This window comes from Lysinibacillus sp. FW301-JW8 (assembly GCF_058788755.1).
This window is the reverse complement of the sequence record NZ_JBYTBB010000078.1, coordinates 1-23,354: the sequence shown is the minus strand read 5'-3', so window position 1 is coordinate 23,354 and position 23,354 is coordinate 1. Positions and strand designations below refer to the sequence as shown.

The window sequence follows — 23,354 nt, the reverse complement described above, 5'->3', positions numbered from 1 at the left end:
GAGCTTTTTGCTTTCATACCCGAGCGTTTCTTGGGGAAACCGAGCTTTTTGTTTTCTGACCTGAGCGTTTCTTGGGGGAAACCGAGCTTTTTGTTATCTAACCCGAGCGTTTCTTGGGGAAACCGAGCTTTTTGTTTTCTAACCTGAGCGTTTCTTGGGGGAAACCGAGCTTTTTGCTTTCATACCCGAGCGTTTCTTGAGGAGACCCGAGCTCTTTGCTTTCATACCTGAGCGTTTCTTGAGGAGACCCGAGCTCTTTGCTTTCATACCCGAGCTTTTTGTTTTCTGACCTGAGCGTTTCTTGGGGGAAACCGAGCGTTTCTTGAGGGGACCCGAGCTTTTTGCTTTCGTACCTGAGTGTTTTTTCTTGCACCATATAGGAAATGACCAATTTAACAAGAAAAGCATCTTCGCCCCTATCGACGAGATGCTTTTTTCTTAATCAAAATACTTTACGTAATTACAATATTGATCTTGTTTCATATGAAGATTTTCGTATAGCTTCCGCGCATTAATATTATCGGTGGCAGTTTGAAGTGTGACATAACGAGCAGACTGCTGCTCACAATATTGAAATACCTTTTGCATTAATGCCGTGCCTACCCCTAAGCCCCTCGCATCTTCATTCACATATATATCATTTAAAATATATGCACGCTGTAAAGCAATGGAAGAAAAGGTAGGATATAATTGTGTAAATCCCACTGGCTTGTCATTTTCTACAGCTATAAAAATAATAGATTCCTTCAAAGCCATTCGTAATTGTAAAAATGCCTTTGCACTGCTTCGATCTGATTCAATCCCATAGAATTGGCGGTATTCATCAAAAAGCACTGCTACCTCTTCTAATTCATTCATTGTTGCTTGAAATATGTTCATGCTGCTCTCCCCTTATGTCTACCCATGATTGTCAAAAAATATGAATCTAGCTCTCATTATAAAGGAAATAATCGGATAAAGAAAAGAATTCCCCACAAATTCGAGCAAGTATCACATTAGAGTGGCTTTTCCTGTAAATATTAAGCAACTTTTTTCAATATATGCTTCCAATTTAATTCTGTTCTTGCAAATGCTTGGAGCTGCTCACATGTATCTGCTAATAATTGCTCCTGCTTTGTTACTTGCTGTAATGTTTGCGCTACGCTTTCCCAATCATGCGTTAGGTGAATCGTGCCGAATCATTGATGATACATGTACATAGCACTCCACCAGGAAGGTTAAACTAAATATTTCTGGACGGGAGTTACTACTCTCACACTAGCAAAGGCGAAAGAGCGTGCCACATTTGAAGGTATTACAGGCCTATATCACCTTGTTAACAATCAGAGTAATTCAAAGAACGATCTTTTGCAGCTATTCAATAAACACTTTAAGGACAATCAAGTAACCATCCATCCTTGTCAACTTCCAAACGTCGATAAAACGCTTATCAATACTGGAAACGATTTTTCATTTGTTGTCCCCGACTATAGGGAGATGATCATTGAAATGAAGCATTGGGTAATAGTTCATAAAGATTTACACCCTCACTATTTTAAATAAAGAAAAACTTTGCTAAATCTACTAGCTTTAACAGTTATGTAGATTCTTTTTGTAGAGGCTAATGAATAATTTTTCCTTGCGGTAATCGCTCATCCTTCATCCAATTCTCAACAAAATGATTAAAGAACGCAGGATTTGCCAAAGATACTCCATGCCCCATATTAGATAGCACCACACCTTTACAATTGGGATTACGATTAACTAGCAGTCTAGCAGATTTTTTCATGATCCCCTTTTCCTTTTCACCAACTGTTACCAAAATCTTGCAGCTAGCTTGAGAAAAGTTTTCAGGGATTGCAAAGGACATATTTTCTTGCAGAATATTCGTAAGTGTTTCTACTTTCATTTTTAAACTCTCTTGATAATATTGGTGAAAATATTCTTGATCTATATACAATGCCTTAGCTTGAAGTTTTGCGAACGATTTATTTTTTATTAGAGGAAAAGATAATGTAATGAATGGTCCCATCAGCTTTTTTGTAATTAGAGAAGGTATTACTAAAGCACTATTAACAATTGCATTATCTATCAATTGAGCATTTAAGCTTAGCATTTTTACGATAATTTGAGCACCTAAAGAAAAACCGATTACTGTGACATGTTTACCTTGTGCTTTTTCTTCTATTATTTTTAGGAGCTTCCTTGCACACTCTTCAATTGAAAAATCAATATCATCATCTATTAATTCTGGCACAATACAGTGAAAGTTAGAAAAATGTCGGACTTGTTTATCCCACATCCATCCTCCAACGCCACCACCATGAATAAACATCATAAAAGTATTATGTTCACTACCATATTCTTGATAATCCATGACCCAATCACCCCATTATAAGTACTATTCATGATCATCTAAAAAATCTTTACTAAAGCTCGTTTGTGATTGATAGGTGGAGCGCTTGCCCATATCAACCCCTCGCTTTATAATGCCTTTCCCAAAGCGTGCTTCAATTTCGTCAACAACTTTAATAACAGGCTCATCCTTGACATGCTCTTCATAATTAAAAATAGAAAGCTGCTGCGAAAAATCTTTACGATCCACAACATTTGACACTGTCACTCCTAATAATCTAACAGGAGTCTCATCCCAATGCTTATCAAAAAGTTCACAGGCAACTTGGTAAATTTCTTCAAAACGATAAATAGCATTGGATACCGTTTTTGAGCGTGTATGATTATGCCAATCTGCATTACGAATTTGTATGCTTACTGTTGAACCTGCCAGACGTTTGGCTTCTAATCGTTCTGCAACCTTTTGACAAAGTCCATCAATTGTTTTATGAAGAATTCGAATGTCTACTACATCCTCTGGTAAGGTTGTGGAGTTGCCAACACTTTTTGTATCAAAAATAGCATCTGGATCTACCATTCTTGAATCCTCCCCATTTGCTCTCGCTCGGAGACGTACACCATTCTTTCCTAAAATCTGCTTTATTGCATATTCTTCAACTTTAGCCAAATCACCAATTGTAAAAATACTATGTGCATTTAATTTTTTGGCTGTACTAGCACCAATGCCATGCATAGTAACAACCTCACGAGACCAAAGAATTTGCTCAATATCACGAATTCGTAAAACGGTAATGCCCATTGGTTTTTTCATATCAGAGGCTGTTTTCGCCAAAAATTTATTTGGCGCAATACCAATAGAGCAAGGTAAATCAAGCTCTGCCTGTATTCTCTCTTGTATTTCCTGGGCAATATTAAGGGCATGTTGCTCTTTACTTAATTCAGTTACATCCATATACCCTTCATCAATGGAAACGGGTTCCACTAAATCAGTATAACTACGTAGTATGGTAAACATCTGCTTGGATGCTTCACGATACTTTTGAAAATCTGGTGGTAATAACAATAATTCAGGACATTTTCGCATTGCCTCATGAACAGTCATTGTTGTGTAAATCCCCAGAGCCCTTGCCTCATACGAACAGGTTACTAAAATGCCACGACGTTCTTTTGGGTTTCCAGCAATCGCTATTGGCTTGCCCTTCAAGCTTGGATCATGTGCCTGCTCCACTGAAGCATAAAAACTATTCATATCTACATGAAAAATAATACGCCCTTTATGCGTCATCCTATCACCACTTTTCCTTACATAGCCTTATTATAAGTCTTCTTTCCTTTAATCAACAAATGTATAATCTCCATTGCTTTCAAGTAAATCCTTCAAAATAAGTAGTGCCTGTTCAAGTTGATTCTCTGGTGCAGTAATGGCTAATCGAACTGCATTAACTGGCTTTGCATTGCCCACTGCAAAACGCTCCGCAGCATACACCTGAACACCAGCCTTTGCTGCAAGCAATTCAAACTGTACACCTGTAAATTGATCAGGAAGTATAAGCCATCTGAAAATACATGCTTCATCACCTAAAATATTGTAATCACCTAAGTATTGATTAACCAATGCATTTTGTTGCTTTGCATACAGTTTGTGTTTTTCTAATATCGTTTCTGCTACTCCATCATGAATCAATCTTGTGGCAAGCTCTAGCATCATTGGCGATATTGAAATATTAATATTATAAAGCGTCTCCATTATTCTTTTTCGCAGTGCTGGAGGTGTAACAATATAAGATAATCGTAATCCAGGTGAAATGGTTTTAGACAAGCTGGCAATATAAATAACCTTTTCTGGTGCATAGGAAGCTATTGGTGCAAGAGGCTGCTCCTTCAAAAAGCTATAGATGGCATCCTCAATAATAACTAAATTTCTGTCCCTCGCCACTTCGGCAATCATTTTTCTTGTTACTAAAGACATCGTATGGGTAGTAGGATTGTGAAAATCAGGAATCACATAGAGACCTTTAATATGCTCATTTTTACAGGCATATAATAGCCCCTCGTTTGTCATTTCTCCGTTCCTTTGCTGAATTGCTACTAATTGAATACCTAACATATTGGCGGCTGTTTTTATTCCAGCATATGTGATAGGATCTGTACCAATTCTATCTCCTGCTTGGAACAATGCAGCTAATGTTCCAACAATCGCATTTTGTCCTCCTGCCCCAAGCAAAATTGGCTGATCCGTTTGAAAATTGACTTTTTCTAAAAGCTTCAATGCTGCCTCATTTTGCCAGGCATTTCCTTCAGGTCGTCCGTATTGAAATAATTTATTAAAATTAGAATCACTCATCATCTTTTTCATATAACGAGTAATGTCTTCATTTACATAGTTATCTGGCAGAACAGAGCCCATTTCGATCATATGAGGGGAATGACTAGTGGGCAATAAAATTTTATTGGTTGCAGCATCGGATGACACAAATGTTCCGCTTCCAATCGAAGCATAGATGAGCCCCTTTTGACCACAAAGTTTAAACGCTCTTGTGATTGTACTTAAATTAACATCTAAAAAGTCAGCTAATTCCCGTTGTGGGGGCAGCTTTGTCCCTGGTAAGAGCTTCCCATCCTTTATATCTTGTTCAAGCTGTTCAGCTATGGCTATATATAATGGAGCCGAAATATTGCTGATATTTGGTCTCCAGCTCATTGGATACTCTTCAAATGAATTTACTGGCATTCTCTATGCTCCTTTTCTCGTCACTTTTGCATACAATATTTTAATTGTCTTGCATACAATGATAATATTGTATGCATATGATTTCAATGCTATAATTTTTAAAAAATCAGAAAAAAGGAACGATTAATTATGCAATATTCAGAAAGAATCTTAAAAACACCATCTTCATTCATCCGAAATATCTTGAAAGTAACAGACGCAGAGGACGTTATTTCCTTTGCAGGGGGGCTACCTAACCCAATCTCTTTCCCAATTGATGCGTTAAGAGCATCTGTCGATCATGCCATTACAGAAAATGGTAGCCGACTATTCCAATATTCTTCTACGCAGGGATATGCACCATTACGTGAGTACATTGCTGCGAAATACCAACGTTTACATGGATTAGACGTTCACGCTGATGATGTCTTTATTACAACAGGTTCACAGCAAGCTCTAGAATTAATTGGAAAAGTACTGATTAACAAAGGAGACGGCATCGTTATTGAAGAGCCTGGTTACTTAGGTGCCATTCAAGCCTTTACATTAAGTGAGCCAACATTCCACGGTGTAACACTTGAAAATGATGGTTTGAATTTAGAAGAGTTAGAGAAAGCTCTGCAACAGCCAAATGTAAAATTTATTTATACAGTTCCAAATTTCCAAAATCCAACAGGGCTAACGTATTCTAAAGAAAAGCGTCAGCAGATTTGTGACATCATTGCAAAATATGATGTGGCATTAATTGAGGATGATCCATATGGAGAATTACGCTTCCAAGGCGAGCCACTTCCATACATCGGTGCTGGCAAATTAGAGAACAGCATTTTACTTGGTTCTTTCTCTAAAACGATTACGCCAGGAATGCGTCTAGGCTTCATTATTACGAAGAATAAAGAACTAATGCAGCACATTGAAACAGCAAAGCAAGCGACTGATCTACACACAAATATTTTTGCTCAATATGTAATTTATGACTATCTAGCAAACAATGATTATACTGAGCATGTTCAGAAAATTATAACATTATATAAAAATCAAGCTGAAGCAATGCTTGATGCGATGCAGGAGTTCTTCCCAGCACATGTGGAGTATACCAGACCTGAGGGTGGTATGTTTATTTGGGCTACGATGAACAATGGTGCATCAGCTATAGATGTCTTCCATAAAGCAATGGAACAAAAAGTAGCATTCGTCCCTGGCGACCCATTCTATACAGCAAAAACGGGAGTAAGTACAATGCGTCTTAATTATACAAATGCAACCCCTGAAATTATTCGTGAAGGTATTAAACGATTAGGTAGCATTTTATAATCCACAGACAAAGCAAAACCTTATGAGCTATTTAGTTTCGCTCATAAGGTTTTGTTTATTCAGGATAATAGATTGTCATACTTAACCGTGTTAAAGACTGACCTGCATTGTAATAGGTGTGCGGCCGATCTGCTTTAAATCGAATAGAGTCACCAGCTTTTAAGGTGTATAGCTTGTCATTGATAGTCAACGCTAGTTCACCATCAAAAACAGTGATAATTTCTTCCGTCCCATCTCTATGTGCCTCTGCACTTAACTTTCCTTCCTGGTCAATCTCCACAGTATAAATCTCAAAGCGGCTATCCTCTTGAAAAGGAAAATAAGGATATACCCTATATCGTCCGTTATCCTCCGTTAAAACTTGAACATCCTCTTGTAAAATTACTTCCGTCTCAGATTGAGGTTGATTAATAAGCATAGTAAATGAAACCTTTAGACCATTTGCAATCTTCCAAATGGTTGTAAGCGTTGGACTAGATTCCCCTCGTTCAATTTGCCCTATCATTGTTTTACTCACTCCACAAAGCTGTGAAACTTTCTCTAAGCTTAGTTTTTCCTTCTCTCGAATAGCTTTTAAATTTTTTGCAAACACAAGATGAATTTCTTCCATTCTAATCACCTCAACGTTATGTACAATATAACGTACATTTTGTATAATAAAAAGCACATACGTTATATTGTTTATTTCGAACATTATAACATACCATCAAAAGGAGGAACTACAGTGCCATTATTTTCTTTTTTAACTTTCGTTGTCATTACAAGTTTTACCCCTGGTCCTAATAACTTTATGGCCATGCTATTTGCCAATAAACAAGGTTTTACAAAAACGATTCCCTTTTCTCTAGGTGTCGGGGCAGGCTTTTTTATGCTGATTGGCTTATGTAGCTTTTTTAATATTGCCCTGACTAATATTATGCCCATTATAAAGTTACCCTTGACCCTATTTGGGGTTGGCTATATGTTGTATTTAGCCTTTAAAATAGTAACAAGCAAAGCCATTGATCATAACAAAGAAGGAGACAACAACAGCAATTTATTTTTAACAGGAGTTTTATTACAATTTATAAATCCTAAAGGGATATTGTTTGGTATTACTGTAGTAGCAACCTATATCCTCCCTTATTACTCTTCTTATTTTAGCTATTTTCTTTTTGCTGTGTTGTTGGGAATCGTCGGCATTCTAAGTACAAGTAGCTGGGCTTTGTTTGGTTCAGCTTTTCAAAAAATTCTTCATCAATACCGCCAACCTTTTAATATCATTATGGCTCTTTTATTGGTATACAGTGCGATTTCTATTCTTATTCAATCGTAAACAAAAAACAACCCTTCTCGTACGCTATAGCGTCGAAAAGGGTTGCCACCTTAAATTTATTTTGTATATGTTAATACGGCATTTTTTTTGAATTTAGCCATTGCCTGCGTTGCCTCATTTTTGTTTGTGTATTCAAAAATTCGAACATCCTTTTTATCAAATACTGTAATTACCCACATAGAAAATTCTCCCTTCAAACTTGTTTTTTTGTACTATAACAATCACCGAACAATGTGATGCTTCTTATAAACTGTGATATAACATTGCCTTACCTGATTCTTATTTTACGCTGATTTTTTTAAAAATAAAGCCTTATGTGAAGCCCTTCACAAACTGTTCAATTTCAAAACGCTTTCATTGAACATTTTGTGAATACTCACGTTTTTTAGGCATAAAGTGTAACTTCAATGTGTGGAAATCCCTTACGTTTCATCCTCTATTCAACAGTTTCTACTGCCATTTCGTTACTTTACAAATAGTTAAACAGTATACATGCCTTAAACAAGTATAATTTTTGGAAATAAAAAACAATTTCAAAATTAAATGAGTACCTGGGCAATAGATATATCGACTAGGCGATTCCTTTCTTATACTAACGAACAAACTAACAATTATCCCCGTGACACTAGATCTTATGTATACCCAAAATATAAAAAAGCTAGCATTTTGTAATCCAAAATGCAGCTTTATCTTAAACATTATCACTTCATATAGGTTTTCAACACATTTTCGATATCCGCATTAAGCCTGTGAATATCGACCGCCGTCACTTTGTTATTTTCAAGCTTAAATTTGCGTTTTAGCTGGATGATTCTGCGGACACTGTCATTAATTCTGTCCTCTGTTATTTCACCATGCTGTACAGCGGACTTCAATGCCTCTATTGCTGATTGTACATTGCTGAAATCATGAGCAATCAAAATGATATCACTGCCTGCCTTCACAGAATCAACAGTGGCTTGCCCGATCGCAAAATGATTCGTGATGGCCTTCATCGTCATATCGTCTGTCATGACAACACCGTCAAATGCTAGCTGATCTCTTAAAATTCCCGTAATGATTGCCTTCGACATGGATGAAGGATACTGTGGATCTATCCTTGGCAATAAAATATGGGCGACCATAAACACATCCGCACCGTTTTCAATAGCAGTTTTAAATGGAATGATTTCCAGCTTATTTAATTCGTCTAGACTTTTCGTAACTTTTGGTAGCTCTAAATGTGAATCCACCGATGTATCACCATGCCCAGGAAAATGCTTGATGACAGGAATAACCTGTTTTGACTCTAGCCCTTTCATTGTCTGAATCCCTAATTTACTGACTATGTCGGGATTATTGGAAAACGAGCGATCCCCAATAATAGGATTATTCGGATTGCTGTTCACATCCAAAACAGGTGCAAAGTCAAGGTTGAAGCCAAATGCCTTTAATTCTTCTCCCAGTAATCTGCCCACTTCAAATGAAAACTTTGATTGGTTGACGTCCCCAATTCTTTTGTTTGTTGGGAAACTTTTTAAAGGTCCTGGCAATCTGACTACATTTCCACCCTCTTGATCAGTTCCTATGAAAAGTGAAAGTCGATTATTCTTATTTTCAGCCACCAAATCGTTGATGAGTGTTGTCGTTTGCTGAGGTGATTCAAGATTATTAGCATAAAGAATTAGTCCACCAACCTTAAAATTATGGATCAAATCCTTCGTTTCTTGCTGTAGCGTCGTTCCTGAGACGCCTGCAAACATCATTTGGCCAATTTTTTCATCCAAAGTCATTTGCTCAATCATTTCTGTCACTTGTTGTTCCACCTCCGTATATACCGAAATATGATGAACAACAGGATTTGAATCGTTGTCAGTTGGTTTTGGCAAAACCCACTTTAGCTGATATGTGGAATTAACTTGATAGACAAGAATGATTTGATTTGTCGTTTCATCCTGAAAATAGCGGGCTTCATCAGGTTCCCCCATGATTTTTTTAATATCAGTTAAATGAATATTTTTCAAATTCGCTTTAAAAGAACGGATATCGAAAGCCAATGAATCCTTAAAGCCCAGTGTCACAGCATGGTCTACATAATCTTCATATTCTCCATTAGCTACCTCAGACACTTGCTGTGGCCGCCCCCATTGTTGATGAACCATTTTTTTATCTGTCTTTCCTGCAGTAAATGGTGCATCTGTCACTTTTCCATCTTGAGCTAAATTTATAATGTCCTGTATAAACAGCTCAGGATCTTCCTTTTCAATTGTATCATCATGGACAGGGGCCACGGGTGTTCCTGACCTGATTTTCATACCGTAAAAAAAGAGTAGACCCGTGATAATCACCACTAAAATTAGGAGTAATCCAAGTCTTTTTTTATGCATGATAAAAACCTCCTTATTGAACATTCCTCTCAATCTTAGGAAATGAAGATGGTAATCAGATACTTGTTATTGATGAATATGAAGCCGAAAAAGTGCGTCAAATCTTTGAATTGTACGAACAGTATCATTCAATTACCAAAAGGCAAGAAGTTTTAAAAATGGAAGGTTATCAATCTAGGAGATATGGTACTATACGACAAATAAAAGTGCAAGAAAGAGAAAAGAAATCTTATTTAGCAGTTTAATTACTTGTGGATGGAGTGGAGAAAATTACAAGACATATAGTTATTGAGTAAAAGGCAATTATTGTTAGGACATATTATGCCAAGCAAGACAAGTAAATATGATGACAAGTAGATGAGTTGCTCGAAAAACACCTAACAAAAACTATTAGTGTAAAAAAGACGTACAAAATTTTAATGTAGCATAAAAAAGATTGACGAAAAAATTCACCGTCTAATTGGCTTATAGAAAAAGAGCTTTGGTAGAAAAGGTGCTAAAAACTATTATTGTAAGGCAATCAGAAATTCTTTTTAAATGGAACTCTTGAGCCATAGTTTTTAGCACCGTCCACGACGTACATGCCCATTAAATTGTAGTAGTAGATATTTATTTCATAAGCATGTACTTAGTAGAATACTTCTTCCTGTTTTTCTGTTAATTCAATTTCAAAGCCTAAATCCTCAAGCATACGATAATCGCTATTTGCCTCTTGACCTGCTGTCGTTAAATAATCTCCGACAAAAATGCTGTTTGCCGCATACATCCCAAGTGGCTGAAGCGACCCAAGATTGACTTCACGACCACCAGAAATACGGATTTCCTTTGTTGGATTAATATAACGGAACAATGCTAAAACCTTTAAACAATATCGTGGATTTAATTCCTTTGTCCCTTCCAGCTTCGTGCCGTCTATAGCATTTAAAAAATTGACTGGGATCGAATCAGCATCTAATTGATGTAGCGCACGCGCAATGTTGACAACATCCTCTTTTGTTTCCCTCATCCCAATTATTGCTCCTGAGCACGGTGAAATCCCATGCTTTTTTGCAATCTCTACTGTATTCACACGATCCTCATAGGTATGTGATGTTGTAATGAATGAGTGATGGCGCTCTGAAGTATTTAAGTTATGATTGTAGCGATCTACCCCCGCCTCTTTTAATTGCTGTGCCTGATCTTCTTTTAATAAGCCAAGACAGGCACATACTTTTAAACCATACTTCTCTTTAATTTCAGTGACCGCTTCACTAACAACATTTACATCCTTCCGCGTTGGTCCGCGTCCGCTGGCCACGATGCAATAGGTACCAATTTTATTGTCAAATGCTCGTTTGGCACCCTCTAAAATTTCCTCCTTCGTAATGAATGGATATTTTTCAATCGGAGCAGATGATTTAGATGACTGTGAACAATAGCCACAATCCTCAGGACAATAACCACTTTTCGCATTCATAATCATATTTAATTTTACTTTTTTTCCATAATAATGCTTACGAATGGCGAATGCACCATCCATTATTTTTAAAAGCTCATCATCATCACTATTTAAAATGGCAAGAGCCTCGTCATTACTAATCACCTTTCCTGCAATAACGCCCTCTGCTAACTGTAACCAATCCACTAAACATTCTCCCTTTCTACTTGCATAATTTTCACTGCTCTAACTGACTGAAATACCTTATATAAGCGTTCGGCTAACAGTGCAGAAGCAACGGCTAAGCAAAAATCGGCAACAATACTATTTAAAAAGCCGACTACAAATATATGAGACCAGCTCGTTTTCATGTGGAGCCAGAAATTCAATGATAAATATAAATAAGGCACTGCAACAGCATATATAATAATAAGCCCCACAATATTTGCACCAATAAAATGTTTTTTCGTTGGCGAATCTACTCTTTCAATAAAGAAACCTATTACGAATGCTGCTAGTGCAAAGCCTATGAGATAGCCAAATGTCGGCTGCAATACATAGGTAATACCTCCACCCTGTGTAAAAACAGGTAATCCAACTAAACCAATCCCTATGTAAACGAGCTGACTTTGAAATCCATTACGACTACCAAGTAAGCTTCCAGCTAAAAAAACAAAGACAATTTGTAGGGTAAAGGGCACTACAGGTAATGGTATTTTAATAAATGCACCAATTGCCGTTAAAGCTGCAAACATTGCAATCATGACCAGTGACAGTGTTGATTGTCTTTTAAACAATTTTTTCCCTCCCACTTCTCAAAAAATTGTACAATCGTTTCTTTTGCTGTATGAATCATAAAGCGCATTTCATCATCAGAAATAATGTAAGGCGGCATAAAATATAATATATTGCCAAGTGGGCGAATCAGTAGGCCCTTTGCTAAAGCACGTTGATAAATTTGATAGCCAATACGCTCCTCACTTGGGAATGGCTCCTTTGTTCGATGATTAGCGACTAGCTCAATCGCACCTACTAATCCTATCTGTCGATACTCTCCAACATAGGGTAATCGCTCAAATGCCTCCAGTGCTAATGCACGCATTCGTTCTCCCTTGTTTCGTATCATATCGATCACCTGCTCCTCTTCAAACATTGTCAATACCTCAAGTGCTACTCGACAAGCAAGTGGATTTCCAGAATAGCTGTGAGAATGTAAAAATGCTTTCATTGTTCCGTAATCATCGTAAAAGGCATTAAAAATATCATCAGTGGTTAATACAACCGATAGCGGTAAATAGCCACCTGTTAAACCTTTTGATAAGCACATAAAATCTGGAGCAATCCCCGCTTGCTCACAGGCAAATATTGTTCCTGTTCGTCCAAATCCAACAGCAATTTCGTCTGCAATTAGGTGAACATCGTATGCTGTACAAAGCTCTCGCAGTCGCTTTAAATAAATCGGCGGATACATTTTCATACCAGCTGCTGCTTGAATTAGCGGCTCAATAATCACAGCTGTAATTTCTTCATGATGCGTGTTAAACTCTTCTTCAACAAATTGAATACATTGAGCATGACAGCTTTCTGACTTGTCTTGAAAAGGACATCTAAAGCAATCTGGCCCCTGTGCACGTATGGTATCTAATAACAGTGGTTGGTATACTTCGTTATAAAGCCCTACTCCACCAACAGATAAAGCGCCAAGTGTCTCACCATGGTAGGCATCTGTTAAAGCTAAATAGCGTTTTTTTGTCGTTTTTCCTGTTTGCATATGATATTGAAAACTCATCTTTAATGCGACTTCTATTGCGGACGAACCATTGTCTGCAAAAAATACTTTATTCAGACCGTCTGGCGATAAAGCTGCTAATTTTTCAGCTACTTTAATCGCTGGTTCATGTGTAAAATTTGCAAAGATTGTATGCTCTAATGTAAACGCCTGATCACTCAATACCTGACTTATCCGAGGATTGGCATGTCCAAATAAATTAACCCACCAGGAAGAGACAGCGTCTAAATAGCGTTGATTATTTTCATCATAGAGCCATACACCTAGTCCTGTTTTAATGACGATAGGTGGAAATTGCTCATAATCCTTCATTTGTGAACAAGGATGCCAAACATGCCGTAAATCTCTTGCCTGCAAATCAGTTAACACTTGTTTCATAATTGACCAACCTTTCAAACAATGAAGTGTGTGAAATGGAATAATCAATAAGCTGCGAAATCTCTTGAAATTGCGGAATACTTGCATATGGCAAATCATGAAACTGTAATATGGTTTTCATATTATCTTGTTCAATCAAACTCCCTGAATCTCCATTAAATACAATGCCAAGAATGTCAATATTACGAGTATGTAAAGCCTCAATTGTTAGTAATGTGTGGTTAATTGTTCCAAGTGTTGTTCGAGTAACAAGAACAATTGGAAGCTTACTTTGAACAATGACATCAAGAAGCGTTATTTCACTTTTTAAATCTAAAGGCACAAAAAGTCCGCCAGCTCCCTCACAAATTACCACGTCATTTGATTGCTGTAACAACTGTATTTGCTGTAATAAATAGTGCACATTAATTTTCCGCGCCTCCAGTTGAGCAGCAAAATGTGGTGAAGCAGCCTCTTTAAACGAATATCCATTCAACTTTTCTTGCTTCAGCACCTGTAATGAATACTTTTCATATATTGCTGTATCGTAGTAATAGCTATGATCATTTTCATGCACTTCACCAGTTTGTACTGGCTTATAAGGCATGACGCGCAGATTCTGCCGCTGTAATTGACGCATCAGCAGTGTGGTGACCACCGTTTTACCAACATCGGTATCTGTACCAACAACCCAAAAATGTTGCATCGTTAACCTCCCCCTTTTTAAGTTAACCTTTAATATAATTTAAGTTAACACATATGATTTTATTTTGTAAATGCTATTTCAATATTTCTTCCAAAACACTTTATTTTTATGCAGAAAATAGGAACAAAGAAACACTAAAATTTTACCTTTATACGGTAAAAATCTAACGCTCCCCGTATTATTGCCAAATTTTATTAACACAGTTTAATTATTTACGAATACTATTAAAAATTTAGAGGATTTCATTGCTTGTATGTTGTATTAAACTAAACGGGGGTGGCTGTATGTTTGGTCTTTTTAAAGAATCAGAAAAATTGATAGATACATATGAACAAGTAGCTTTTATTTTAAAGTCCTTGCTTACCTATGAACTAAGAGACTTACCTAGCCGGTACGAATTTTGGTATCGTGTGGCGTTACGTTTGGAAGAATATCGAACGTTAAATGCTGAGCATCGTGCAAAGAGATCCATGACTACAGCTGTGGGACGCTTTCACCAAACTCAATATGATGTAACGAAACAAAAACTGGCAAAGCTGGAACGTTTAACAGATATCTATAAATCTTTTTGTCTAGAAGAAGAGCGGGAGATATTAAATCACCGACTTCAATTCCAAAAAGAAGTGATTGCTGAACTTTTTAATCATCTCCAAAATAAAGAGCTATATATGTATTGTAGTACTGTACAGCAGCAATTTTGGGAAGCTGTCAGTGAAGATATACTTCTTGCAATTGCCCATCTTGATTAAAGAGGTGGGCAGTTGCATGCTTCCACCATCAACTGAATCTATTCTTAGTTTGTTTCTATCGCCTATGGCAAAACTATGATTATTTTGGCAGATGAGCAATTTTAGTGTTGGTTTTTAAATATCGGAGACAAGAAAGTACGGCTTACAGGAGCTGCAAAAGGTAAACATGAGATAAAAATGCTTATTCGACATATTATAGCTTTTATCATTGGAACTAGACTTTTGTCTATAATGGCTCTTTATACCGTACCTCTTTCTGATACATATTCCCTACTTCAAACAATGAAAATTTAGGGCATCGTATTAACTATTGATACCATTATAAGTATTTCATATGCGATTTTTCCTAGTCAAAAATAACGATTGTCCTAGAAGTTTTCTTTCCCTTTCTATCAAAAATTGATATATTAGAAGATAGAGAAAGGAGATTCATAGGTGTGGTAAATGAGAAAATCTTAATCGTAGAAGATGATATTGACATAATGGAGGTTCTATCTCTTACTATTGCTAATGCAAATTATTTAGTTTTTAAGGCATCAACCATTTACGAAGGCTGGGAAGCAGCAGTAAAGCAAAAACCTGATTTAATTTTATTGGATGTCAATTTACCTGATGGCAATGGCTTTGAATTAGCGAGAAGAATTCGTGAAGTGTCGGACGCCATTATTATTTTTGTGACTGTCAATCACTTAATTGACCATAAACTGGAAGGCTTTGAAGTAGGCGCAGATGATTATATAACAAAGCCGTTTATTCCAAAAGAATTGCTTGCTCGTATACAAGCAAACTTAAAAAGAAAGACAACGTCCATAAGAAACCCTATATTACATATTGATAACTTAGTCATTCATTTTGATGAAAAAAATGTTTATAAAAACGGTAAACGTTTGAATCTTTTTACGAAAGAAAAGCTATTATTATTTTTTCTGATCGAACATGCTAATAAGGTAATTAGTGTAGACCAACTGATAGATAACGTTTGGGGACAGGATGGTGTGACTGATTCAAAAACGGTATCTGTCCATATTAGTACACTCCGACGAAAAATCGAGGACGTTCCAGCTAAGCCGAAGTGGATTCAAACTGTTCGGGGCTTCGGCTACCAATTTGTTTATAAAAAATAAAGTGCTGAGCAACGTAAAAGCTCAACACTTTATTTTTAAACAGTAATCTTTTCTGTTACCAATGGCAATGTAAAGCTAAATATCGACCCTTCATCCTCTATACTTTCCACATATATTTCCCCGTTATGTTGTTCCACAATTTGCTTACAAATAGCTAGACCAATTCCGTGTGAATCTACTTTATCAACATTGGATGCTCGATAATAACTATCAAATATAAAGGGAATATCGCTCTGTGGGATACCTATACCGCTATCTGAAATTGAACAGATTAAATGTGTGTCCTCCACATACATTAAAAATTGAATACTGCCACTTGAAGTATATTTCATGGCATTTGTCATTAAATTTTCCATCACCTGATTTATTCGAGCACGATCCATTAGCAACCGTGCCTCCTGATGACCATAAAAATCGGCATAATAGTCTAAGCCTAATTGCTTTATCTCCTGTTCAAAGCGAAATCGAAATTGTTGAAATAAATTAATAGCCCTTACTTCTGTAAAGGTGTATTCTGCTCTTCCTGCTTCTAGATTAGCTAAATCAAATAAATCTTGAATTAATAAATTTAACGATAGCAGCCTTTCCTTACTTCGAATTAAATATTTCTCTTGTTCTGATTCCTCTTTAATAACTCCGTCTAATATTAATTCGATATAGCCTAACGTTGAAGTGATAGGTGAGCGTAGTTCGTGTGAAATACTATGCAGTAATTTTTTCCGTTCTAATTCATTCTTCTCTAATCGCTCATTGACCTTTTTCAAATGACTATTTGTCTCATCTAATTCCTTTGTCCGTGAAAGAACACGTTTTTCTAATTCACCATATATTTTTGCATTTTCAATCGATACGGCAATTTGTCCAGAGATCATTTTTAACAAATTCACATGGGTTGGATGAAAGGCATTAGTAATTAATGTGTTTTCCAAATATAAAATGGCTATTATCTCGTCTTTAAGATGAATCGGGACACATAAGATAGACTTAGCCGCTGAGAAAGCACTGAGGTAAACACTCTGTGCTTGTGTATTTTGAATAATCAGTTGTTCTCCGTTTTGTAAAACAAAATAGACTATGGATTGCATGGTTTCACTGAATTCTTCAATCTTTTGATCATGAAACATCGTAAATTTGGTTTCATTGGCCTCAGCTTGTGCTAACACTTGTAATTGCTCATGATGTCTATAGATAAAATACCCGACATCTGCACCAGCATGTTTTAATAAGGCAAATAATATTTTACGAAGCAAATCCTCCATCCGGATTTCTGTTGCTAAGGACTGAGTCGTCTCGAAAACAGTCATCATATCAAATGATACAGTTCCACTACTTTGGCCTTTCGGTACGTGATTGGCATGATACGCCTTTTCCCAATACCTAGCGACCCTATTGGCTCCCCACTCCTGTATTAGCTGTATACCACATAAAATATAATGTCTCGCCGTTTTTTTATTATGGATAGAATGATAGTAGTTAGCAGCTCGCTCATAAGCAATGGCTGCATCTTGAAGAAAATTATTCATTTGTGCAAGCTGGATTGCCCGATCGTAATAAAGTATGGCATTCTCACCCTGTTTTTTCATTCGGTAATTTTCCGCTACTAATAAACTATAGAGATGTTCATAGTTTTCAGGTGAATATTGAGCCCATTTTTTAAACTCACGAATACTTTTACTAATCTCCACCCTATACGCTCTTAATTCTGTTTTCGAGGAATATAGCTTTTGATGAATAAAATGAAACTGCCATAGAGCACGATAAAAATAATAAATAGGCGTGATGGGCAAAGTATACATTTCTTTCTCTATCATCTTCAATATTTCCATAAACTCTTTTCCTTGCTGTTCATCCCCCAATAAAAATGACATTTGCAATCGAACGGAATAATGCATCATTTTAATAACGGGCTGATCTAATATAGCAAAAGGGTATGACCAGTCAATAGGATAGTCAGAGTTTTGAAGCACATTCATCCATAACCCCATTTCAGCTAAAAAGTCTATTGATAATGCACTTGCATGAATGGAAAATTCCTGCTGTTGGCGATGAATTTCCTGCTGTAAATCCTGAATAGGCGTTCCATTGATGAATTGGATAGCTACGATAAAACAAGAGGCGGCAGAGACCAAATGATGCAAGCCAATCTCCTGACTATTTTGTTGAGCTTTTTGAATATATTGAAGGCTGGATTCATATGGATTTGTCCAATGATTAATAAATATGCCATAGACAAAATAAATACGGCCCTTGATGTAAATATTATTTTGATTCTCAGCAAAGGCGATGGCCATCTTTCCAAAGCGTGTAGATTCTTGAATATTATTAAAACCAGCATTTAAAAGCATGGCATAGTTAATATAGACAACACCACTTTTTGTTCCGTTCCCGTATTTAAGCTGTAATCGCAGCCCCCTCATTAATAAAATACCTGTTAAATTAGGATTGAGCAAAAATGTACTTGCCGTCATATTGATAATCAAATGGATTAACGTATCCATTTCTTTATCTTGAATTGGTGGAAGCTTTAAAAGATCTACATCAGTCTTATTGTGCAAAGCTTTTCTTAATAATAGGTATTCCTTAAAAAGCTGAATTTTTGAGGGATGTTCTGCAATATTCATATTCGTAATTTGCAGACCTTCTATGCCAGCCTCAACCCCTACTGAGGGATTATCTGATTCGATATATAACAAGGTTTTTAAATTATAAATTAATAGCTTTTCTAAAACTGTTTTTGAATGCTGTAATGCTTCCGATAAATGAATTTCTGATACATCATAACGTCCAACTAAATATGCGCACTCTCCTAAGTTAGCATATATTTTTACAGATATTTCACGAAAAGACTTCCAATGATTATCTGGAAGCAGCTCTATACTCGTAGTTAAAAAGTATATGGCACTGTCAAATAGTCCAATTCTTTTCGCCTCAATACCAAGCTTATAATTCCATATTGCTAAATTTTGTTTTTCGTCAGCATTCAATAATTGCTGACCATAGTTAAAATGTTTCACCACTTCACTTAAATGATAGCTATCTACTATATTCGGGATATTTTTCGTTAGTAATTTCCCAATTTGATAATGAAGCTTAGTCCGTTCTTTTTCAGATAAATCTTGATAAGCTACCTGCTGAATACGATCATGTACAAATTGAAACTTCATATGAAATGTATGTAAAATACCTTCATGTTCAAACTTACTAGCCCATTTAAAATGGGCATCCATTGGCACAATAAAGCCATGCTCTACAAGTACACCCAAAAGCTTCAGTAAATCTCGGGCTGAAATGGAAACTAGCTTTAATAGGGAACTAAACTCAAAGCTTTGACCAAAACAAGAGACAATTCTCAAAACCCCTTTGGCGTCTTTATCTAGTGTCGCCATTCTATTTTCGATAAAAGCCAGTAATTCGTTATTAAAAAAGGACTGATTGTATTTATGAATACTAAATTGCCACTCTTTTGTTTCTGTATTGAAAAAGATGGTATTGTTTTGCTGTAATGAGCGAAAAGCTTCTTTCACAAATAACGGATTCCCTTTTGTTAAACGAAATAATTGTGTAGAAATCAGTTTAATCGTATTTGGCTTAGCATGTAATGATTCCTCCAGCCATAACCGTACATCTTCTTCCTCAAGAAAATCTATCTCAATATGCTGATTTGATGGAAAATTATTCAGAAACTTGTAATTCTTTTTTAAATCTCCCTCCTCATTCGATCGAAATGTAGCTATCCACATTAAATAACCTGCTCGATGTTGCTCATACAGCTGGGTCATCATCTCGATTGTACTAACATTTGCCCATTGTAAATCATCCATTAACCATACGATCGGTTTCTTTTGCATGGCAAAGGCCAATAAAATTTTTTGCAAAGAACTAAATATATACGTATGCAGCTGCTTGGCATTTTCACGTACATCTGTTTGAAAACCTGCTTCTTCTTTAAAATACCATCGAAGCTCCGGTAGTAAATAAACGAGTCGATCTGTCACCATTAACTTTACATCATGAAATAGTTTGCGTAATGCCTGTACAGATTTTTCGCCTTCTACATAAACGAGCTTTAATAAATTTCTTAAAGGTTGTACAACAGGTGTAAAGTCATTTTCTAGTTGTAATTGCTCATACTTCATTTCTACAAAATACCCTTTAGCAGCAGCAATGTCTCCCTTTAATGTATAAACAAGCTTAGATTTTCCAGACCCAGCCTTGCCAGAAATCATTACTATTTTTTTATCACCATTTGCCACTTGATGAAACATAGAGGCAAGTTCTGTGATTTGTTGCTTTCTACCATAAAACTTTGTAGAAAGCACCGCATTTAAATGAATGTCATATTCACCTAACTGGAAGTCATGAAATGGTTCATCTGTTAACAGTTTGTGTTGAATTTGTAATAAATCCTCTCTTAATCCAACAGCACTTTGATAGCGTAATTCTGGATTTTTCGCTAATAATTTTTCTACTATACTCCAAATAATAGGATGGGAATAAGGCTGAAGATTTACCAATGAATACGGCACTTTTGTCAGAATTTCATAGATAAGATCAACAGAATCCTTTTTTTGGAAAGGTAATTGACCACTGAGTATTTCGTAAAAAATAATACCGAGCGCATATAGATCAGAACGATGGTCAATTTCTAGATTAACTCTTCCGGTTTGTTCTGGTGCATAATATGGCAGCTGTTCAAGTCGTTCATAGGGATTTTCAATAATGGCGGGAGATTCTGCACCATATTTTAAACTGAATTCAGAACTCAGTAATTTTACTTTTAATGAATTTGGATTAACTAAAATTTGGCTAGGATTCAAATCTAAATAGAGTAAATCACTTTGCTGCATTTTAATACTGGCATTCACAAGCTCAAGCGCAATTTGTAAAAATTGATGCAAAGAAATATGATTATTTTTAAACTCTTGTAAGGGTACTCCATTAAAGTTTTCATAAATGATTGCGTATTGATTGTCAATATAATCTATGGCTATTGGCTTTAACAACCATGGATTTTGTTCATTCGCAAACAATGAAAATTCATATTGCAGCCTAGCTCTCTTTTCAGCTGAATTATGATGAATACTTTTTACTAGTACTAAATTATTGAATGTATCGATATACATTCTTTGCAAGTTCCAATCTTTTTTTGTTTGTAAAAGTATGCAATCATTCACCAGTATGTACCTCCCTTATTCATTTATGTAGCGATTAATTTTGTAACCGCTTTATATTTTTGTAATTTATCTTTTAAATTTATATCTTTGTGTGACTCCCCAGCAAAGCTGAAGACAAAGCTCTCTAACCTCTTTGGGGTGATATGATACTGCACTAATTTCCTAGTAGTCCCATGAAGGTCAAGACATTCATTACTAAATACACAAATTGCAGATGCCTCACAATAATCTGCGATGTTCAACAGCTCCTCCTTACTAGTTGAGATATCTAGTAGAAATGGATAAATTTCTTTTGCGTAAAATAATCCTTCTAATAACAAAATAAAAATATTTGTTCGTAAATCTTGATCAACTATAAAAAGTATAGCATCATTTTTTCTTGTTTCACTTCGTAATTGAAGCAGCATATTATTCAGCAGTTCCTTTAGAGTTTCACGCATATCTTTTAAGCGCATATCCTCCATCACTAGTTGATGTTCAATCACATCAAAAATTTGGTAGATTGGGATATAAATTTTTGTAAAGCACTCATATAACGTATACTGATCCATCAACTGATGATAGTACTTTTCCATCTGATTAATTTCACCATTCATTAAATACTCAGAGAATTTCTGAAATAACTTTTCTGGCGTTTCAACATAATAGGAAATTAACTTGACTACTTTAAGCTGGAAATCAAATGGTAGCCTAAAGATTGTATTAGTATCTAATCTTCTTACAATAGGAAGTAGTGGATACATATTATTGACATTGTCTACTAGAGCATGAGTACCATCTGATAGTAGTACAATTGAATTTTCTGGATAAATGCCAATAAAATCGACAAATCTGGCGAGAAGCTTTTCATCAAGAAGATGCTTTTCTTTATAGATAATTCCCATTGCTTCTGCGGCTCCAACCTCGCATTTATATGGTCTATTTAAGGTAATAGCTGAGTATATATCGATTAGCTGTAATATTAATACTTCCCTAGGTATATCAGATTCCTCTAACCCCTCTGGATATCCCGAGCCATCGATTCGCTCATGATGTGACTTAGCAAGATAAGCAATGGATTCAAGCCCTATATCGCACAATAGTTCATAACCAAACTGTGTATGCTTCTGCATGACTTCAAACTCACTTGGTGAAAGTCTTCCCTCTTTTTTTAAAATAGCAAGTGGTATTTTCAGCTTCCCAATATCGTGAAATAAAAATCCAAGGGCATAATGTTCTAAATTTTGTATGCCTTCTTTTTTGGCAAATAGAGTACATAATGCAAATACGTCAATAGCATGCATATATGTGTATGTGTCATAATTTTTTAACGCTGTAAGCAGTTTTCGATTATGGCTATTTTCCATATAGCGTTGAAATAAATTACGTATAAACAGTATATCGTTCATATTTTTTAATACATGACCATACCGAATCTCCGTGCTCAATTCTCCTAATGCCTGAAGAAAAAGAGAATTATCTGGCTTACTTACAAATGTGCTCTCACGCTGTTTATCGTGAGCTTCCCCTAACAATCCATCCTGTTCAGCTGGTTGATCTGTTTCTACAATGGGTGTCTGAATATAAACATCGTGAACATGGCGATTTTTCAATAATGTTATTATTCTCGCTGTTAATACACTTCCCCTTTTCATCAACAGACGATTTTCGACATGTAAATCTTGCCCAAGAACCAAACCTTCCTGTAAATCAACAATGTTTGTTTTAACTAACTTCAAAAATAACACTCCTCTACTTTTATACATAAATCACTATAAAAGATGAAGGTTAAAATCTGGTTAAATAGTATGTAAATTTTCTAAAAGACATGAGAATATATCCATATAAGGTAAAATACGATGTATATCAATTGAACGTCATAAAAGCATTCATTATGTATAAAGATATTTAGAAAAGGCTGAACGATTTATTATCGTTCAGCCTCATAGTGTTGAAAAATTAAATAGTCAAGGGACTTTTTGTGAATATTTAGTTAAAATGAAGGTGATTTCCGTTCCAG

The 23,354-nt window shown here is 35.9% G+C and carries 18 protein-coding genes; 4 read left to right on the top strand and 14 right to left on the bottom strand.

Annotated elements, in window-relative coordinates; genetic code table 11:
* Positions 1 to 97: 97 nt before the first annotated feature.
* The 5 genes from AC3WOM_RS23235 to AC3WOM_RS23215 form a co-directional block, all read right to left on the bottom strand.
* A complete protein-coding gene (locus AC3WOM_RS23235; protein ID WP_492448520.1) occupies positions 98 to 376 on the bottom strand; it encodes a hypothetical protein in 279 nt (92 codons plus the stop codon).
* A 62-nt stretch (positions 377 to 438) separates the two neighbouring features.
* Complete coding sequence (locus tag AC3WOM_RS23230) at positions 439 to 879, bottom strand: GNAT family N-acetyltransferase (protein WP_427539180.1); 441 nt, start codon at positions 877 to 879, stop codon at positions 439 to 441.
* A gap of 721 nt (positions 880 to 1,600) precedes the next feature.
* Complete coding sequence (locus tag AC3WOM_RS23225) at positions 1,601 to 2,356, bottom strand: alpha/beta fold hydrolase (RefSeq protein ID WP_427539183.1); 756 nt, start codon at positions 2,354 to 2,356, stop codon at positions 1,601 to 1,603.
* 24 nt (positions 2,357 to 2,380) lie between these two features.
* Complete coding sequence (locus AC3WOM_RS23220) at positions 2,381 to 3,619, bottom strand: DNA polymerase IV (protein WP_492448519.1); 1,239 nt, start codon at positions 3,617 to 3,619, stop codon at positions 2,381 to 2,383.
* A gap of 48 nt (positions 3,620 to 3,667) precedes the next feature.
* Positions 3,668 to 5,065: an aminotransferase-like domain-containing protein gene (locus tag AC3WOM_RS23215; protein WP_427539189.1), complete on the bottom strand. Its 1,398-nt coding sequence runs from the start codon at positions 5,063 to 5,065 to the stop codon at positions 3,668 to 3,670.
* A 129-nt stretch (positions 5,066 to 5,194) separates the two neighbouring features.
* Here AC3WOM_RS23215 and AC3WOM_RS23210 point away from each other — a divergent pair, with 129 nt between their 5' ends.
* Positions 5,195 to 6,358, top strand: coding sequence for an aminotransferase-like domain-containing protein (locus AC3WOM_RS23210; protein ID WP_427539192.1), 1,164 nt, complete (start codon positions 5,195 to 5,197; stop codon positions 6,356 to 6,358).
* A gap of 55 nt (positions 6,359 to 6,413) precedes the next feature.
* Here the strand turns inward: AC3WOM_RS23210 and AC3WOM_RS23205 are convergent, their stop codons facing one another.
* Complete coding sequence (locus tag AC3WOM_RS23205; RefSeq protein WP_427539386.1) at positions 6,414 to 7,025, bottom strand: helix-turn-helix domain-containing protein; 612 nt, start codon at positions 7,023 to 7,025, stop codon at positions 6,414 to 6,416.
* Positions 7,026 to 7,082: 57 nt separating this feature from the next.
* Between AC3WOM_RS23205 and AC3WOM_RS23200 the strand changes: the two genes are divergently transcribed.
* On the top strand, positions 7,083 to 7,673 hold the full coding sequence (locus AC3WOM_RS23200; protein WP_427539195.1) for a LysE family transporter: 591 nt from the start codon (positions 7,083 to 7,085) through the stop codon (positions 7,671 to 7,673).
* 56 nt (positions 7,674 to 7,729) lie between these two features.
* Here the strand turns inward: AC3WOM_RS23200 and AC3WOM_RS23195 are convergent, their stop codons facing one another.
* The 6 genes from AC3WOM_RS23195 to bioD form a co-directional block, all read right to left on the bottom strand.
* Positions 7,730 to 7,852, bottom strand: coding sequence for a hypothetical protein (locus tag AC3WOM_RS23195; protein ID WP_427539198.1), 123 nt, complete (start codon positions 7,850 to 7,852; stop codon positions 7,730 to 7,732).
* A gap of 522 nt (positions 7,853 to 8,374) precedes the next feature.
* A complete protein-coding gene (nagZ, locus tag AC3WOM_RS23190) occupies positions 8,375 to 10,039 on the bottom strand; it encodes a beta-N-acetylhexosaminidase (protein ID WP_492448518.1) in 1,665 nt (554 codons plus the stop codon).
* 628 nt (positions 10,040 to 10,667) lie between these two features.
* Positions 10,668 to 11,663, bottom strand: coding sequence for a biotin synthase BioB (bioB, locus tag AC3WOM_RS23185; RefSeq protein ID WP_492448517.1), 996 nt, complete (start codon positions 11,661 to 11,663; stop codon positions 10,668 to 10,670).
* On the bottom strand, positions 11,663 to 12,253 hold the full coding sequence (locus AC3WOM_RS23180; RefSeq protein ID WP_427539209.1) for a biotin transporter BioY: 591 nt from the start codon (positions 12,251 to 12,253) through the stop codon (positions 11,663 to 11,665). The genes bioB and AC3WOM_RS23180 overlap by 1 nt, the downstream gene beginning before the upstream one ends.
* Positions 12,217 to 13,623 carry an adenosylmethionine--8-amino-7-oxononanoate transaminase gene (gene bioA / locus AC3WOM_RS23175; RefSeq protein ID WP_492448516.1) on the bottom strand — a complete coding sequence of 469 codons (1,407 nt, stop codon included), beginning with the start codon at positions 13,621 to 13,623 and terminating at the stop codon, positions 12,217 to 12,219. Before bioA ends, AC3WOM_RS23180 begins: the two co-directional genes overlap by 37 nt.
* A complete protein-coding gene (gene bioD, locus AC3WOM_RS23170; protein ID WP_427539215.1) occupies positions 13,604 to 14,308 on the bottom strand; it encodes a dethiobiotin synthase in 705 nt (234 codons plus the stop codon). Before bioD ends, bioA begins: the two co-directional genes overlap by 20 nt.
* 284 nt (positions 14,309 to 14,592) lie before the next feature.
* On the opposite strand from bioD, the gene AC3WOM_RS23165 reads away from it, so the two are divergent.
* On the top strand, positions 14,593 to 15,057 hold the full coding sequence (locus tag AC3WOM_RS23165) for a hypothetical protein (protein WP_427539218.1): 465 nt from the start codon (positions 14,593 to 14,595) through the stop codon (positions 15,055 to 15,057).
* A 437-nt stretch (positions 15,058 to 15,494) separates the two neighbouring features.
* Complete coding sequence (locus tag AC3WOM_RS23160) at positions 15,495 to 16,181, top strand: response regulator transcription factor (RefSeq protein WP_427539221.1); 687 nt, start codon at positions 15,495 to 15,497, stop codon at positions 16,179 to 16,181.
* A gap of 35 nt (positions 16,182 to 16,216) precedes the next feature.
* On the opposite strand, the gene AC3WOM_RS23155 is transcribed toward AC3WOM_RS23160, so the two are convergent.
* A complete protein-coding gene (locus tag AC3WOM_RS23155; protein ID WP_492448515.1) occupies positions 16,217 to 21,355 on the bottom strand; it encodes an ATP-binding protein in 5,139 nt (1,712 codons plus the stop codon).
* A 23-nt stretch (positions 21,356 to 21,378) separates the two neighbouring features.
* Complete coding sequence (locus tag AC3WOM_RS23150) at positions 21,379 to 23,073, bottom strand: HD-GYP domain-containing protein (protein ID WP_492448514.1); 1,695 nt, start codon at positions 23,071 to 23,073, stop codon at positions 21,379 to 21,381.
* Between the last annotated feature and the right edge of the window lie 281 nt (positions 23,074 to 23,354).

What these genes read in the sequence shown, in the direction of transcription:
- AC3WOM_RS23235 (WP_492448520.1), bottom strand. Translation starts at nt 376, where the DNA reads ATGGTGCAAGAAAAAACACTCAGGTACGAAAGCAAAAAGCTCGGGTCC.
- AC3WOM_RS23230 (WP_427539180.1), bottom strand. Translation starts at nt 879, where the DNA reads ATGAACATATTTCAAGCAACAATGAATGAATTAGAAGAGGTAGCAGTG.
- AC3WOM_RS23225 (WP_427539183.1), bottom strand. Translation starts at nt 2,356, where the DNA reads ATGGATTATCAAGAATATGGTAGTGAACATAATACTTTTATGATGTTT.
- AC3WOM_RS23220 (WP_492448519.1), bottom strand. Translation starts at nt 3,619, where the DNA reads ATGACGCATAAAGGGCGTATTATTTTTCATGTAGATATGAATAGTTTT.
- AC3WOM_RS23215 (WP_427539189.1), bottom strand. Translation starts at nt 5,065, where the DNA reads ATGCCAGTAAATTCATTTGAAGAGTATCCAATGAGCTGGAGACCAAAT.
- AC3WOM_RS23210 (WP_427539192.1), top strand. Translation starts at nt 5,195, where the DNA reads ATGCAATATTCAGAAAGAATCTTAAAAACACCATCTTCATTCATCCGA.
- AC3WOM_RS23195 (WP_427539198.1), bottom strand. Translation starts at nt 7,852, where the DNA reads ATGTGGGTAATTACAGTATTTGATAAAAAGGATGTTCGAATTTTTGAA.
- nagZ (WP_492448518.1), bottom strand. Translation starts at nt 10,039, where the DNA reads ATGCATAAAAAAAGACTTGGATTACTCCTAATTTTAGTGGTGATTATC.
- bioA (WP_492448516.1), bottom strand. Translation starts at nt 13,623, where the DNA reads ATGAAACAAGTGTTAACTGATTTGCAGGCAAGAGATTTACGGCATGTT.
- bioD (WP_427539215.1), bottom strand. Translation starts at nt 14,308, where the DNA reads ATGCAACATTTTTGGGTTGTTGGTACAGATACCGATGTTGGTAAAACG.
- AC3WOM_RS23165 (WP_427539218.1), top strand. Translation starts at nt 14,593, where the DNA reads ATGTTTGGTCTTTTTAAAGAATCAGAAAAATTGATAGATACATATGAA.